This window comes from Prochlorococcus marinus XMU1419, from assembly GCF_017695955.1.
Classification (GTDB): domain Bacteria; phylum Cyanobacteriota; class Cyanobacteriia; order PCC-6307; family Cyanobiaceae; genus Prochlorococcus_A; species Prochlorococcus_A marinus_AD.
In genome coordinates, this window is record NZ_JAAORO010000001.1 from 128,668 (window position 1) to 141,420 (window position 12,753).

Sequence of the window (12,753 nt, forward strand, 5' to 3'; positions counted from 1 at the left end):
TTTATTAGTTTTAGCGCGGTGCCTAGTAATCAAAACAGAGACAATTTTATCGACAAAGCTTTTACTGTAATTGCTGAATCAATAGTAAAAATAATGCCTATTGCAGAGAAAGAAAAAAAAGCATATATCTATTATAGAGATGGCCTAGCTGCTCAAAATAATGGGGATTATTCTGAAGCATTAGAGTATTACAAAGAGAGTTTACTACTTGAAGAAAATAAAATTGATAGGGGTGAGACTCTAAAAAATATGGCAATAATATATATGAGTAATGGTGAAGAGGATCTGTCTATTGAAACTTATGAAAAAGCATTATTAGAAAATCCCAAACAGCCATCATGCCTTAAAAATATAGGTTTGATTTATGAAAAAAGGGGAAGATATGCAGAGCAAAATGGAGATTTAGATCAGAGAGATATTTGGTTTGATAAAGCTGCCGAAGTCTGGTCTAAAGCAGTGAGATTATATCCAGGAGGTTATCTAGATATTGAGAATTGGTTGAAAAACTCAGGAAGAAGTTCAATCGATATGTACCTCTAATTTTTTTAACCTGATAAAGAATAGTCGACTGCTTCTTTAATATTGGATATCTCTTTGATATTTATTAAATTTTGAAAATTATTATTTAGTTCATCATCTAGTTTTGGCACTACGATATTTTTGATCCCTAGTCTTACGGCTTCCTCTATCTTTGTTCGAAGGTTATTCGATTTTCTAACCTGACCGCTCAAACCCAATTCCCCAATAAATGAGCTATCTGCCAGAGGAGGAATATTTTTCAAACTTGATAAAATTGATATTGCTACACCTAGGTCAGATGAGGGATCATTTATCTCAAAACCACCACCAGTAGCTATATAACAATCAAATTCAGATAATTTTATACCTACGTGTTTTTCAATAACAGCTAGAATTTGATGTAATCTATTTGTGCTAATTCCAGTTGTAGTTCGTCTTGGGTTACTATAGAAAGTTTTATTGACTAGTGCTTGTATATCAACTGCTAATGGTCGAGTGCCCTCATTTGTAATCGTAGTTGTTACACCTGAAATATTTTCTTTATTTGTAAAAATTGAACTTGGGTTTTTAATCTCTCGTAAGCCCTCTTCAAGCATTTCAAAAATCCCAATTTCAAAGGTTGATCCAAATCGATTCTTTATACTTCTTAGTAATCTATGAGAGGAAATATTATCTCCTTCAAAGTTTATTACTGTATCAACTAAATGCTCTAGAGTTTTAGGACCAGCTAAAGCACCATCTTTGGTTACATGGCCAATTATTAGAAGAGCGATATTATTGTCTTTGGCGAGATTTTGCAATTCAGATGAACATGCTCTAACTTGAGAAACCGATCCTGGTGAACTCTCCATTTCATGATTATGGATGGCTTGAATACTATCAATAATTGCGTAACTCGGATTTATACGTTTGATCTCTTCAATAATTAGGGATAAATTAGTTTCTGCAAAAATTTTCAAATCAATACTGCTTTGATTTAATCTTTCCCATCTAATTTTTACTTGTTCTAAAGATTCTTCTGCAGTTATGTATAAAACTCTCTCATTGAGAGATATTTTTCCTGCTGATTGAAGAACTAATGTGCTTTTACCTATACCTGGTTCACCTCCAAGTAAAACAACAGATCCGGGTACTATTCCACCTCCAAGAACTCGATCAAATTCTTTAAAACCACTTGTAAATCTTGATATTTTTTTTGATGAAATTTCATTAAACGGTATAGATTTCTTAATACTTTTAATATCTTGATGTCTAGATCTCTTGCTTTTAATTTCTTCTACAATGGAATTCCATGAGTTGCAATTTAGACATTTTCCAAAGTATTGAGAAGTTTCAGTACCGCAATTTTGACAAATAAAGGTCGAAAAGTTGCTAGACATTTAGTTTCTCAATAATGTAATTGAACTGGAATGTTTGGGATATTGCCCCTCTACAAGTTAGATTAGGATAATAATAAATTCTCTTACTGATTAGCTAATAGAAACATATGGCTTTATCTAGTCAAACCAAAGAAACAATACTGGTCGCTGATGACGAGGCAAGTATTAGAAGAATTCTGGAGACACGTCTTTCCATGATTGGCTACAAAGTTGTAACTGCAAGTGATGGTAAAGAGGCACTTAAGTTATTTAAAGATTATGAACCCGATTTAGTTGTGCTTGACGTAATGATGCCAAAGTTAGATGGATATGGAGTTTGTCAAGAATTAAGGAAAGATTCTGATGTTCCAATCGTTATGTTGACTGCATTAGGAGATGTTGCAGATAGGATAACAGGATTAGAATTAGGAGCAGACGATTATGTAGTTAAACCATTTAGTCCAAAGGAACTAGAGGCTAGAATTAGGTGTGTTCTAAGAAGAATTGACAAAGAACAAATGCCTGGGATGCCTAATTCAGGTTTAATTTTAGTCACAGATATAAAGATTGATACAAATAGGAGACAAGTGTTTAAAAGTGATGAGAGAATTAGACTAACTGGTATGGAATTTAGTCTTTTAGAGCTTTTGGTTAGTAGGTCAGGAGAGCCATTTAGTAGAGGAGAGATATTGAAAGAGGTTTGGGGATACACACCCGAAAGACACGTAGATACAAGAGTAGTTGATGTACATATATCGAGATTAAGGTCAAAACTGGAGGCTGATCCAGCAAATCCTGAATTGATATTAACAGCAAGAGGTACAGGATATCTTTTTCAGCGTATTGTTGATATTGCACCTTTTGATGGGAAGTAGATGGGGAAAGAAACTTTACCTAAAATTAACAAGTCCAGAGCTATCAGAAGATTAGTTATTTGGTATAAAAGAAACTCAGCCGTAACTTCAATAGTAGATACTGCTGCTAGTTCTGCCGCAACGGCTAGTAATGTTGCTAGTAATGTTGCAGGAAATGTTGCAGGAAATGTATTTTCAAGCGCTGAATCTGTTGTGAATACTGCTAGCAGTGTGGTTTCAAATGCCAGTTCATTGGCCAAGAATACATTGCAGCCATTAGTTTTTGATCCATTAAAAAGGTTGCAAAATAGCGATAATATTTTAGATAAAGAAGGGGAGTCGCAATCAAATAGGATTTGGATAGCAGTCGATGGCATGGGTGGAGACTATGCTCCAGGTCCAATCCTCGAGGGTTGTCTCGAAGCGATAAGTAGATTTCCAATAAATATAAAGTTTGTTGGCAATATTGAAAAAGTTAAAAATTCAGCAGAAAAAATTGGTTTAGAAGAATTAGTTGAAAAAGAAATAAAAAATAATCGTCTTGAATTAATTGATAGTGGAGAACCTATCGGAATGAATGAAGAGGCTACAGCGGTTAGAAAAAGGAAAAACGCGAGTATAAATGTTGCTATGGATTTAGTAAGAAAAAATAAAGCACAAGCTGTTTATTCAGCTGGTAATTCAGGAGCAATGATGGCTTCAGCCATATTTAGAATTGGTAGATTGAAAGGGATTGATAGACCTGCTATAGGGGCATTATTTCCAACAAGGGATCAAACTCGTCCCGTATTAGTTTTAGATGTTGGAGCTAATACCGACTGTAAACCAACTTATCTTCATCAGTTTGCACTTTTAGGTAATATTTATGCAAAAGATGTCTTGCAAGTGAAAAAACCAAGAATTGGCCTTTTAAATATTGGAGAAGAAGAATGCAAAGGTAATGATTTATCCTTAAAAACATATGAATTATTATCTGCTGAAAAAAGTTTTGATTTTGGAGGTAATTGTGAAGGTCGAGATGTTTTGTCAGGTAATTTTGATGTAGTAGTATGTGATGGGTTTACCGGGAATATATTATTAAAATTTCTTGAATCAGTGGGAGGCGTATTATTAGATATCTTACGATCAGAGCTTCCAAGAGGGAGGCGGGGAAAAGTTGGTTCAGCTTTTTTAAAAAGTAATTTACTCAGAATAAAGAAAAGATTAGATCACGCTGAACATGGTGGTGCCTTATTACTCGGGGTAAACGGTATTTGCGTAATAGGCCATGGTAGCAGTAAGTCTTTATCAGTAGTTAGTGCTCTTCGCTTGGCTCACTCGGCAGTGAACCATAACGTGATGGAAAATTTAAATCAACTTCAAAAGCTTCAAGTTTTAAATTCTTAAAACATATTGCGTCAAATTTATGTTTGACTTATATAAGTAACAAAAAAAATTCTTTTGGAAGGAATCAAGCTTAATCAGATTGGAGTTTCATTTAAAGGAAGTGGAAGTTATGTACCTGATCAAATATTGACCAATCAAAAAATTAGCCAAAAAGTAGATACTAGTGATGAGTGGATCAAATCCAGAACTGGCATTGCTGAGAGAAGAATTTCTAGTTCAGGAGATAATGTCACTGAAATGGGCTATAAAGCAGCAAAAACTGCGATATCAATGGCTAATTGGGACATTGAAACTATTGATTTAATTATCTTAGCTACCTCTACTCCACATGATTTATTTGGTTCAGCACCGTCTATTCAAGCTAAATTGGGTGCCAATAATGCTGTGGCTTTCGATTTAACTGCAGCATGTAGTGGTTTTTTATTCGCTTTAATAACAGCCTCACAATTCTTAAAAGGGGGTAGCTTCAAAAGGGCACTTGTTATAGGAGCAGATCAATTGTCAAGCTTTGTTGATTGGAATGATAGAAGAAGTTGTATTCTCTTTGGAGATGGTGCTGGTGCATTAGCAATTGAAGCAATAAGTGAATTTGATAATTTTATTGGTTTTGATATGCAAACTGATGGAGAAAGAGGTTCTTTTCTTAATCTTCCATCAAAAAATAAAATGGATTCCATAATTGATAATGTTAATTTTTTAAGTGGAGGTTTTTCTCCAATTCAGATGAACGGTCAGGAAGTTTATAAATTTGCAGTTAGAGAAGTCCCCTTAATTCTTGATAAGTTATTTAGAAAAACAAATATCAGTTCTGATGAAATTGATTGGCTTGTGTTGCATCAAGCTAATCAAAGAATATTGGATTCTGTAGGAGAAAGGTTAAAAATTTCTAGAAAAAAAATTCTTAGTAATTTAGAAAATTATGGAAATACTTCAGCAGCAACAATTCCACTAATGATGGATGAGGCCATAAGAAATAATAAAATTAAACAAAATGATATTATTGCTACAAGTGGATTTGGGGCTGGGTTAAGTTGGGGTGCAGCCCTCATTAAATGGGGTTAAACACGAAATAGGATCATTATGACAGTTGCATGGGTATTCCCTGGACAAGGTTCACAAAAAATTGGAATGGCAAAACAAATTGAAAATTTGCCAGGCACAAAGGAAAGATTTAGTTATGCCTCTGAAATATTTGAGAGAAATTTATTTGAAATTTGTGAGTTAAATGTTGAACCAATAAATCCTCTTAGTGATTTAAATAATACAAGCAATACACAAATTTGTCTTTTTTTAGTTGAGTCAATTTTATTAGATGCCTTAAAGAATAATGGTTTAAAACCAAATTATGTTGCTGGGCACAGTTTAGGAGAAATTACGGCACTATATTGCGCAGATGTTTTTTCATTCCAAGATTGTGTATCACTAATAAAAGTAAGATCTCAATTAATGTTGAACGCTGTGAAAGGATCTATGGCTGCAGTAATTGGGTTTGATAGAAATCAACTTGATTTATTAGTAAAAAAAATTGATGATGTTGTTATTGCTAACGATAATAGCTCTTCTCAAGTTGTTTTATCAGGATCTGATGAAGCATTAGATAATTTATCTAGAGAAATTTCTTGCAAAAAATTTCTGAAGTTAAATGTCTCAGGTGCATTTCATTCACCATTTATGAATGAGCCTTCAGCACAATTTTCTGAGTACTTAAAGCAGATTAAATTTAAAAATCCCTCTTTTCCAGTAATAAGTAATTATGAACCTTCGCTTTGTAGCGATCCGAATGAACTTAAAATTAGATTAGAAAATCAAATGTGTAATGGGGTTCGGTGGCGAGAAACAATGGATTTAATGGCAAAAGATACTGATCTTCATATTGTTGAAATTGGCCCCTCAAATGTACTTAGCGGTTTAGGGAAAAGACATCTTAAGGATGTAAAAATTTCTCAAGTTTCATCTTCTGATCAAATAAATTATTAATTTGAATGAAAAATGATATTTATCAAAAATTAATCTATCAATTGGTTAGTAAACTTATTGTTTTACCTGTTTATAAATTTCTATTTCGAGGACATTTAATAGGTAGAGAAAATATTCCGCAAAAAGATTCTTTTATAATGGTCTCTAATCATGGTTCTTTACTGGATCCTCCTTTATTAGGACATGCTCTTGGACGTAATATATCATTTATGGCTAAAGCAGAGCTTTTTAAAATACCTTTTCTTGGATTTATTATTAAAGCTTGTGGAGCTTATCCTGTAAAGAGGGGAATTGCAGATAAAAATACCATCCAAATAGCATGTAAAAAATTATCAAATAACAATTGTATTGGCATTTTTATTGATGGTACTCGCCAAAAAAATGGGCAAGTTAATAAGCCAAAACAAGGCGCTGCATTATTAGCTTTTAAAAATCAAAAATTATTATTGCCAGTTGCAATAGTAAATTCACATAGATTAATACGATTTAAATTCTTCATTCCTTGCTTTTCAAAAATAGTTATTAAAGTGGGAAAACCTGTACAGCCGCCTCAAAACTCATCAAAAGATGTTTTAAAATCTGTAACCATGAACCTTCAAGATAATATAAATAATTTGATTGGATGAATAATTAGTTGAAAGGAGAAATAGGATAAAGTGGAGAAACTTTTTGCCATGAATTTACATTTGCGTTTAAAAAATTTTTATTCGATAAATCTAATAATTTTGTTAAATCTTTTTCTTCATCATGATTTGCTTCAAAAAAAAGTTCTTTACTTTCTAATTCTTTAATAAGTTTCGGTAAAACCGTTTCTCGAATGACTAAATCTGCATTGTTTTCGTTATGAAAAATCTCATATTTGCCTGCAATAAATCCCTCTCGATTTAATTTTTTGTAAATCCAGAATGATTTTTTGTTAGCAAGAATATTATTTTTTAATGCAATTCTTTTTGCCATTATTTCAAATGAACTAAAACTGTCTAATGGACAATTTAATTGTTGCGAAATTGTTCTTGCTAAAACGACGATAAGTCTTGAGGCATTAAAATTTGCCGGCCCTACACTGACAGCTATCTTATTTACTTTTTGTAAGTTTTCTATTGAAATAAATTTATTAAAATCAACTATTAAGTTGTTGCATAAGTTCTTATCAAATTCTTTGATGAATAATTGATCAGATGCATGATTATCGTTCTTTCTGTATCCAAATCCAAAAGAATTATCTGTGCTGTGTATCGCTAATGTAGGTATGTTATGTCTTCGTTTGGGATTGTTCGTCATGTATTACTTTTAAGTAGGCAATTTCATGCCTGGATAGTATTTAGACCATTTACCAAATTCGTTCGTAAAACTTTCACAAGATTGGACATCCCAATCAGTTTTGTAAGTGCCATTCTTATCTTTAATTATACTGACATGGATGAATGGCTTTTTTGCTTTAAAATCAGGTATATCGCAAATATGATCAACACCATGATTATTTTCGACATCATGATAAGTAATACATCTATCTACCCATTTACAGTTGATGCAAATGCACATACTGAATAAATAAAATGAAAAATAATATTCTCACCGATCATACACTAATAATTGAAAAATTAGAAAGAAGTATAAAATTCTATAATTTGGATCCTATTGTATCTTTTTTACCTAAGGGATCATATTTAGTTGGTGGTTATATAAGAAATATTATTTTAGGAAGAGTAACGGAAAAGGTTGATGTTGATATTGTTGTACCTTTAAATGCTATTAAAATTGGAAAAAAAATTGCAGAAAATCATAAATTAAAATTCGTAATTTTAGATAAAAAAAGAGAAGTGGTAAGAATTATTTTTAATCATATTTCAATTGATATTGCAAATCAGAGTTCTTCTACTATCCAAGGAGATTTGTCCAGCAGGGACTTTTCAATTAATTCAATTGCTTTCTTATTTGATAAAAAGTGTTTATTTGACCCATTAAATGGCCTAAAAGACCTAGAACTTTCATTGCTGAAAACTTATTCAGAAATAAATTTGCTTAATGACCCTTTAAGAATATTGAGATGTTTTCGATTCGTTGCGGAGTTGAATTTTAAGATTGATTTAAAATTAGTAACTTTTATAAAAAAAAATAAAGCAAAATTATGTCTTGTTGCTCGAGAGAGGATAAATTATGAAATACAAAAAATATTAAATGGGGCAAATGCTCTTGAAGCCTTAATATTGGTAAAAAAAATGAACATATTTGAATCTGATTATTTATATAAAGATTCTTTTTTTTTGGATTTAGAGGAAATTGATTATGAGTGCCTTAATCAAGATGAAAAAGATAAATTCTTACCACTATTCTTTGTTGGCCAGATTTTAGATGTTGTATCTTTAGAGAAACTTAAATTTAATAGAGCTGAAATAACAAAAACTAAATTATTGAGAAAGTGGCATGTTTTTTTGAAGAAAAAAAATGTTTCTAAGTTAAATGAATTAGATAGGTTTAAATTACATCAAGAATTAGAAATGTTTCTTCCATCTTTTATTTTTTACTTACCTCAAGATTTACGCCTTGATTGGCTTAGTAGATGGCGTGACAAGGATGACAAATTATTTCATCCCTCAAATTATCTTAATGGTGATGTTATAAAAAAAATTTTTAAAATAAATGATGGTCCTATATTAGGAGAGCTTTTGCAATATCTCTCAAAGGAACTCGCATATAAAAGATTGAATAATTTTGATGAAGCTATTTATAAAGCAAAGCAATGGATTGAACAAAATGCGCCAAAATGTGATTAAATACACATAGCTTAGTTTTGTTTAGAAGTTCAGACTTCAAAATCATTTTTAAAAAATTTATGAGCATTCGTATCTACATTGGTAACTTACCACAAGAATTTAATCCAAAAGAATTTGATTCAATTATAAAATCAGTTTCTGACTCGATAAGATTTAAAGCAGTTCTAGATAAGGAAACTAAAGAATGCAGAGGCTTTGGTTTCGCAACAACGAACAATGAAGAGAATGCTAGTTTACTAATTCAAAAATTAAATGGTTTTGAATTTAATGGTTCAAAATTAAGAGTTGAGCTTTCAGAGAAGAAAGATTCTGCTTCAAATAAAAAAAATAGTGGAAGCTTCAATAAGAATAAGAAGAGGAAAGACTTTAAGAAAATTGTTCATAGTGATGCACCTAATCTTCAAGCGCCTGATCCAAGATGGGCTGGAGAATTATCTAAATTAAAAGATTTGTTGGCTAATCAAAAAACACCTGCTTAGTTATTTAATTCGAGAAATTAAAAAAGATATAGGAATTTCAAAAGCTTTTACTGAATTTTTTACAAAAGCTCTGTTGTTAAAAACATCATAATCTAACCTTTCAATAGAGTCTAATATTCCTCTGTAGAGACGTAAAGATGTCCATACTGGCCATCTTGCATCTGAACTTAACCATTTTATTCCATCTTCAGACTTTTGGAACCAATCGCGAGCTCTTATTAATTGAAAGTTCATAAGTGCCTTCCACTGATTGTTTATTTCCCCTTTTAAAAGTTCTTCCTCAGAATAGTTAAATTTTTCAATATCCTCTTGTGGGATATAAATCCTACCTCTTTGTCTATCTTCTCCTACATCTCGTAAGATATTCGTTAATTGATTTGCTATACCCAAAGCTATGGCTGCATCTGATGGGTCGGGCTTGGCACTCCATGGCGCAGAAGTATAAGCGCTATCAATCCCCATAACATTTTGCGTCATTAAACCAACAGTCCCTGCTACTCTATAGCAATAAAGTTTTAATTCTTCAAAATTTTTGTATCTGAATTTATTGAGATCCATCCTTTGACCCTCTATCATATCCAGGTAAGGTTTAATACTTTGTGGATAATTTTTGATCGTATCTAATAAAACTGCATCTAATTCGGATTTAGTATTGCCCCTGAATACATTCTTTGTATTTTCTTCCCATGCATCTAAATTATCTGAAAGTTCCTCTTTGGACTTAGTTGAAGCTTCTAAGCTATCCATTATTTCATCAGTTCTTCTACACCATACGTAAATAGCCCAAATGGCTTTTCTTTTTTTTAGTGGCAGTAGCAGAGTGCCCAAGTAGAAAGTTTTAGCCCATTCTTGGGTTTCTTTACGGCAGATCTCATATGCTTGATCTAGTTGAGAAATTGAATTTTTCAAAAAGTTTTAACTAAATTTAAAATTACTGGAATGTTTCTAAGAAACATTTTGAGGGATTTTGGAATGCTCTTTGTGAATTGATTCCGCGCATAATTTACCACTTAAAACAGCTCCTTCCATAGATGCTAAATATTTTTGCATTGTATAGTCGCCAGCTAAGAAGAAATTTTTAATGGGGGATTTTTGGCTTGGTCTAAACTCTTGGCATCCAGGAACTGCCTTGTATACAGATCTTGGAGTTTTGACTACTTTATATTTTCTTAATTTAGTTTTGTCATCCCCCATGAAATGTGTTGGGAATAACTTTTTAAGTTCTTCCATAGTGGCATCAACAATATCTTGATCACTTTTATTTATCCACTCTTTTGCAGGAGCAAAAACTAATTCTAGCATTGATCTATTAGGATCTTCATATTCTTTACATGTAATACTCATATCTGCATAAACACTAAGAAGTGGTGATCTGCTAAACAGTAAATGGTCAATATCTGTTAATTTTTTGTCAAACCATAAGTGGATATTAATAACTGGTACACCATTTAACCCATCTAATTTTGAAAAAGTGTCTAGACCTTTCCATTGTTTAGGAATTATTAATTTGAAAAGATCAACAGGCATTGCGCTAACATAGGCGTCAGCTGTTATTTCTTTCTTTTCTTTTTCATTTAATGAGGCAACAGTAAAACTTTTAACAGTACTATCTTCATTTAGATTAATTTCCCTTAATGGACTATTCATGTGCACTTCACCACCGCGAGCTGTAATATAATCAACCATTGGTTGGCAGAGTCTTTCTGGAGGAGCTCCGTCAAGGAATGCCATTTTCGAGCCATTTTTTTCTTGTAAGAATCTATTTAAAGCTGTCAATAAAACGGTAGATGATATTTCATCAGGCCCTATGAAATTTAAAGCTTTACTCATTGCTATAAAAACTTCATCGTTAACTCTTTCAGGAATATTGTGTTCTTTTAGCCAATCTGTCCATGATTTTGTATCACATTTTTCTAAGTACTTTTGACCTCTCAACATTGCAGGTACTAAACCCAATCCAAAGAGGATTTTTTCATTCCATGAAAGCATATCATTATTACTTAATATTGCCGAAACTCCATTTGCGGGAGCTGGAATATCGGGGAAGTCAAATCTACTGTATGTCCCTGGCTCTGATGGCTGATTAAAAATCATTGAATGGCTTTTCCATTGAAGTCTATCTTCAATATCTAATTCTTTAAATAGTTGCAACATATTAGGGTAAGCTCCAAAAAATATATGTAAACCGGTTTCGTACCAGTCTCCATCTTCATCTTTCCAAGCAGCAACTTTACCCCCTAGAACATCTCTAGCCTCTAAAACAATTGGAATGTGACCATTATCTACTAGATATTTGGCACAGGATAAACCTGCTAAACCGGCACCAGCAATTACAACACGCATTATAAAATCAAGAAATAAATAAACACTTACTAATAAGCTACATTAAAGTTAGAACATTATATTTTTTTTCGTTGATTATTTTGTAAAATTATGGAAAAAATGCTTTTAAAATCAACTACTCGACATGTAAGGATTTTTACTGCAAAAGTTGTTGATGAAGAATTACAGTTTCACCCCAACAAACTTACACTTGATTTAGATCCCGATAACGAGTTTATTTGGAGTGAAGATGCTTTAAAAAAAGTTAATGAAAGATTTAGTGAATTAGTTAAAGAAAGATCAGGAAAGAATTTAGATGATTACGAACTTAGGAAAATAGGTTCAGAATTAGAGGGTTTAATTAAATATTTGCTTCAAAATGGGCAATTGAGTTATAACCCTGATTGTAAAGTAATGAACTACTCAATGGGTTTACCAAAGACAAATAAAGTATTGTGAAAAGACCACCCTCAAATAGAAGGCCTCGGAGCGGCTCAAATAGAAGTTATTACTCTTCAAATCCAAGAGAAAATGATTCTTATCGACTAAGAAATAATAGTTTGCCTTCTTCTTCTGAACAAAAGATCAACTTTAATACTGGAACTATTGCCGTTCTAGCAGGGGTATTAATTCTTGGAGTTGGTATTGGGAGCGCAATTACTAGTACAACTGATGGCGGACAGGGAAATATTGCTAGTCAACAACAATTAGATATGGCTGTTCCAGATCCTGAATTTTGCAGGCAATGGGGCGCAAGTGCATTTGTTATTGACGTTGAAATGTATACAACACTTAATCCATCCACAAGTTTTGTTACTCAACCAGCTCTACAACCAGGATGTGTAATTCGAAGGGAGAATTGGACAGTTTTGCAAAAACAAGGAGCGATTAGTAATGAAGACGTAAGAGAATGTAAGCAAAGAATGAATACTTTTGCTTATATTGGATCTATACGCGATAAACCGATAGTTAAGTGTGTTTATCAAACTGATGTCAACGAAAATAAATTTATAATAAAAGGTGATGGACAAGCCGAAGATGGAGGAGTGGGAATTAATAAAGAGGCGATTCAGTTCTGATTAAA

15 protein-coding genes are annotated in these 12,753 nt (G+C 32.3%); 10 read left to right on the forward strand and 5 right to left on the reverse strand.

Annotated features, from left to right (window positions below):
- The first annotated feature begins 18 nt into the window (after positions 1-18).
- The gene (locus HA151_RS00685; protein ID WP_162512861.1) at positions 19-540 is read left to right on the forward strand and encodes a photosystem I assembly protein Ycf3; all 522 of its coding nucleotides are present in this window, start codon (positions 19-21) and stop codon (positions 538-540) included.
- A 5-nt stretch (positions 541-545) separates the two neighbouring features.
- Here HA151_RS00685 and radA read toward each other — a convergent pair whose 3' ends face one another.
- Positions 546-1,898, reverse strand: a complete 1,353-nt coding sequence (radA, locus tag HA151_RS00690) for a DNA repair protein RadA (protein ID WP_209105660.1) — start codon at positions 1,896-1,898, stop codon at positions 546-548.
- A gap of 107 nt (positions 1,899-2,005) precedes the next feature.
- Here radA and rpaB point away from each other — a divergent pair, with 107 nt between their 5' ends.
- The 5 genes from rpaB to HA151_RS00715 are packed head-to-tail and all read left to right on the forward strand — an operon-like array spanning position 2,006 to position 6,720.
- Entirely contained in the window at positions 2,006-2,752 is a 747-nt protein-coding gene (gene rpaB, locus HA151_RS00695) for a response regulator transcription factor RpaB (protein ID WP_209105661.1), read from the forward strand.
- Positions 2,753-4,117: a phosphate acyltransferase PlsX gene (gene plsX, locus HA151_RS00700; protein ID WP_209105662.1), complete on the forward strand. Its 1,365-nt coding sequence runs from the start codon at positions 2,753-2,755 to the stop codon at positions 4,115-4,117.
- A gap of 54 nt (positions 4,118-4,171) precedes the next feature.
- A complete protein-coding gene (locus tag HA151_RS00705) occupies positions 4,172-5,179 on the forward strand; it encodes a beta-ketoacyl-ACP synthase III (protein ID WP_209105663.1) in 1,008 nt (335 codons plus the stop codon).
- Positions 5,180-5,197: 18 nt separating this feature from the next.
- Complete coding sequence (gene fabD, locus HA151_RS00710; RefSeq protein WP_209105664.1) at positions 5,198-6,094, forward strand: ACP S-malonyltransferase; 897 nt, start codon at positions 5,198-5,200, stop codon at positions 6,092-6,094.
- A 5-nt stretch (positions 6,095-6,099) separates the two neighbouring features.
- The gene (locus tag HA151_RS00715) at positions 6,100-6,720 is read left to right on the forward strand and encodes a lysophospholipid acyltransferase family protein (RefSeq protein ID WP_209105665.1); all 621 of its coding nucleotides are present in this window, start codon (positions 6,100-6,102) and stop codon (positions 6,718-6,720) included.
- Between the two features lie 4 nt (positions 6,721-6,724).
- Here HA151_RS00715 and HA151_RS00720 read toward each other — a convergent pair whose 3' ends face one another.
- Positions 6,725-7,375 carry a molecular chaperone gene (locus HA151_RS00720; protein WP_209105666.1) on the reverse strand — a complete coding sequence of 217 codons (651 nt, stop codon included), beginning with the start codon at positions 7,373-7,375 and terminating at the stop codon, positions 6,725-6,727.
- Positions 7,376-7,384: 9 nt separating this feature from the next.
- Complete coding sequence (locus HA151_RS00725; RefSeq protein WP_209105667.1) at positions 7,385-7,636, reverse strand: Ycf34 family protein; 252 nt, start codon at positions 7,634-7,636, stop codon at positions 7,385-7,387.
- A gap of 14 nt (positions 7,637-7,650) precedes the next feature.
- On the opposite strand from HA151_RS00725, the gene HA151_RS00730 reads away from it, so the two are divergent.
- Together HA151_RS00730 and HA151_RS00735 are read left to right on the forward strand one after the other, a co-directional pair.
- Positions 7,651-8,868: a CCA tRNA nucleotidyltransferase gene (locus tag HA151_RS00730; RefSeq protein WP_209105668.1), complete on the forward strand. Its 1,218-nt coding sequence runs from the start codon at positions 7,651-7,653 to the stop codon at positions 8,866-8,868.
- Between the two features lie 59 nt (positions 8,869-8,927).
- Positions 8,928-9,347 carry an RNA-binding protein gene (locus HA151_RS00735; RefSeq protein WP_209105669.1) on the forward strand — a complete coding sequence of 140 codons (420 nt, stop codon included), beginning with the start codon at positions 8,928-8,930 and terminating at the stop codon, positions 9,345-9,347.
- Here HA151_RS00735 and HA151_RS00740 read toward each other — a convergent pair whose 3' ends face one another.
- Positions 9,348-10,256: a phytoene synthase gene (locus HA151_RS00740; protein ID WP_209105670.1), complete on the reverse strand. Its 909-nt coding sequence runs from the start codon at positions 10,254-10,256 to the stop codon at positions 9,348-9,350.
- Positions 10,257-10,292: 36 nt separating this feature from the next.
- Positions 10,293-11,690: a 15-cis-phytoene desaturase gene (pds, locus tag HA151_RS00745; protein ID WP_209105671.1), complete on the reverse strand. Its 1,398-nt coding sequence runs from the start codon at positions 11,688-11,690 to the stop codon at positions 10,293-10,295.
- Positions 11,691-11,780: 90 nt separating this feature from the next.
- Here pds and ndhM point away from each other — a divergent pair, with 90 nt between their 5' ends.
- Positions 11,781-12,128, forward strand: coding sequence for an NAD(P)H-quinone oxidoreductase subunit M (ndhM, locus tag HA151_RS00750; protein ID WP_209105672.1), 348 nt, complete (start codon positions 11,781-11,783; stop codon positions 12,126-12,128).
- Positions 12,125-12,748, forward strand: coding sequence for a DUF3172 domain-containing protein (locus tag HA151_RS00755; RefSeq protein ID WP_209105673.1), 624 nt, complete (start codon positions 12,125-12,127; stop codon positions 12,746-12,748). The genes ndhM and HA151_RS00755 overlap by 4 nt, the downstream gene beginning before the upstream one ends.
- The last annotated feature ends 5 nt before the right edge of the window (positions 12,749-12,753 follow it).

Excerpts from the sequence above, each read along its gene's own strand:
- rpaB (WP_209105661.1), top strand. The coding sequence starts at position 2,006 with ATGGCTTTATCTAGTCAAACCAAAGAAACAATACTGGTCGCTGATGAC.
- HA151_RS00730 (WP_209105668.1), top strand. The coding sequence starts at position 7,651 with ATGAAAAATAATATTCTCACCGATCATACACTAATAATTGAAAAATTA.
- radA (WP_209105660.1), bottom strand. The coding sequence starts at position 1,898 with ATGTCTAGCAACTTTTCGACCTTTATTTGTCAAAATTGCGGTACTGAA.
- HA151_RS00725 (WP_209105667.1), bottom strand. The coding sequence starts at position 7,636 with ATGTGCATTTGCATCAACTGTAAATGGGTAGATAGATGTATTACTTAT.
- ndhM (WP_209105672.1), top strand. The coding sequence starts at position 11,781 with ATGGAAAAAATGCTTTTAAAATCAACTACTCGACATGTAAGGATTTTT.
- HA151_RS00715 (WP_209105665.1), top strand. The coding sequence starts at position 6,100 with ATGAAAAATGATATTTATCAAAAATTAATCTATCAATTGGTTAGTAAA.
- pds (WP_209105671.1), bottom strand. The coding sequence starts at position 11,690 with ATGCGTGTTGTAATTGCTGGTGCCGGTTTAGCAGGTTTATCCTGTGCC.
- plsX (WP_209105662.1), top strand. The coding sequence starts at position 2,753 with ATGGGGAAAGAAACTTTACCTAAAATTAACAAGTCCAGAGCTATCAGA.
- HA151_RS00720 (WP_209105666.1), bottom strand. The coding sequence starts at position 7,375 with ATGACGAACAATCCCAAACGAAGACATAACATACCTACATTAGCGATA.
- HA151_RS00735 (WP_209105669.1), top strand. The coding sequence starts at position 8,928 with ATGAGCATTCGTATCTACATTGGTAACTTACCACAAGAATTTAATCCA.
- fabD (WP_209105664.1), top strand. The coding sequence starts at position 5,198 with ATGACAGTTGCATGGGTATTCCCTGGACAAGGTTCACAAAAAATTGGA.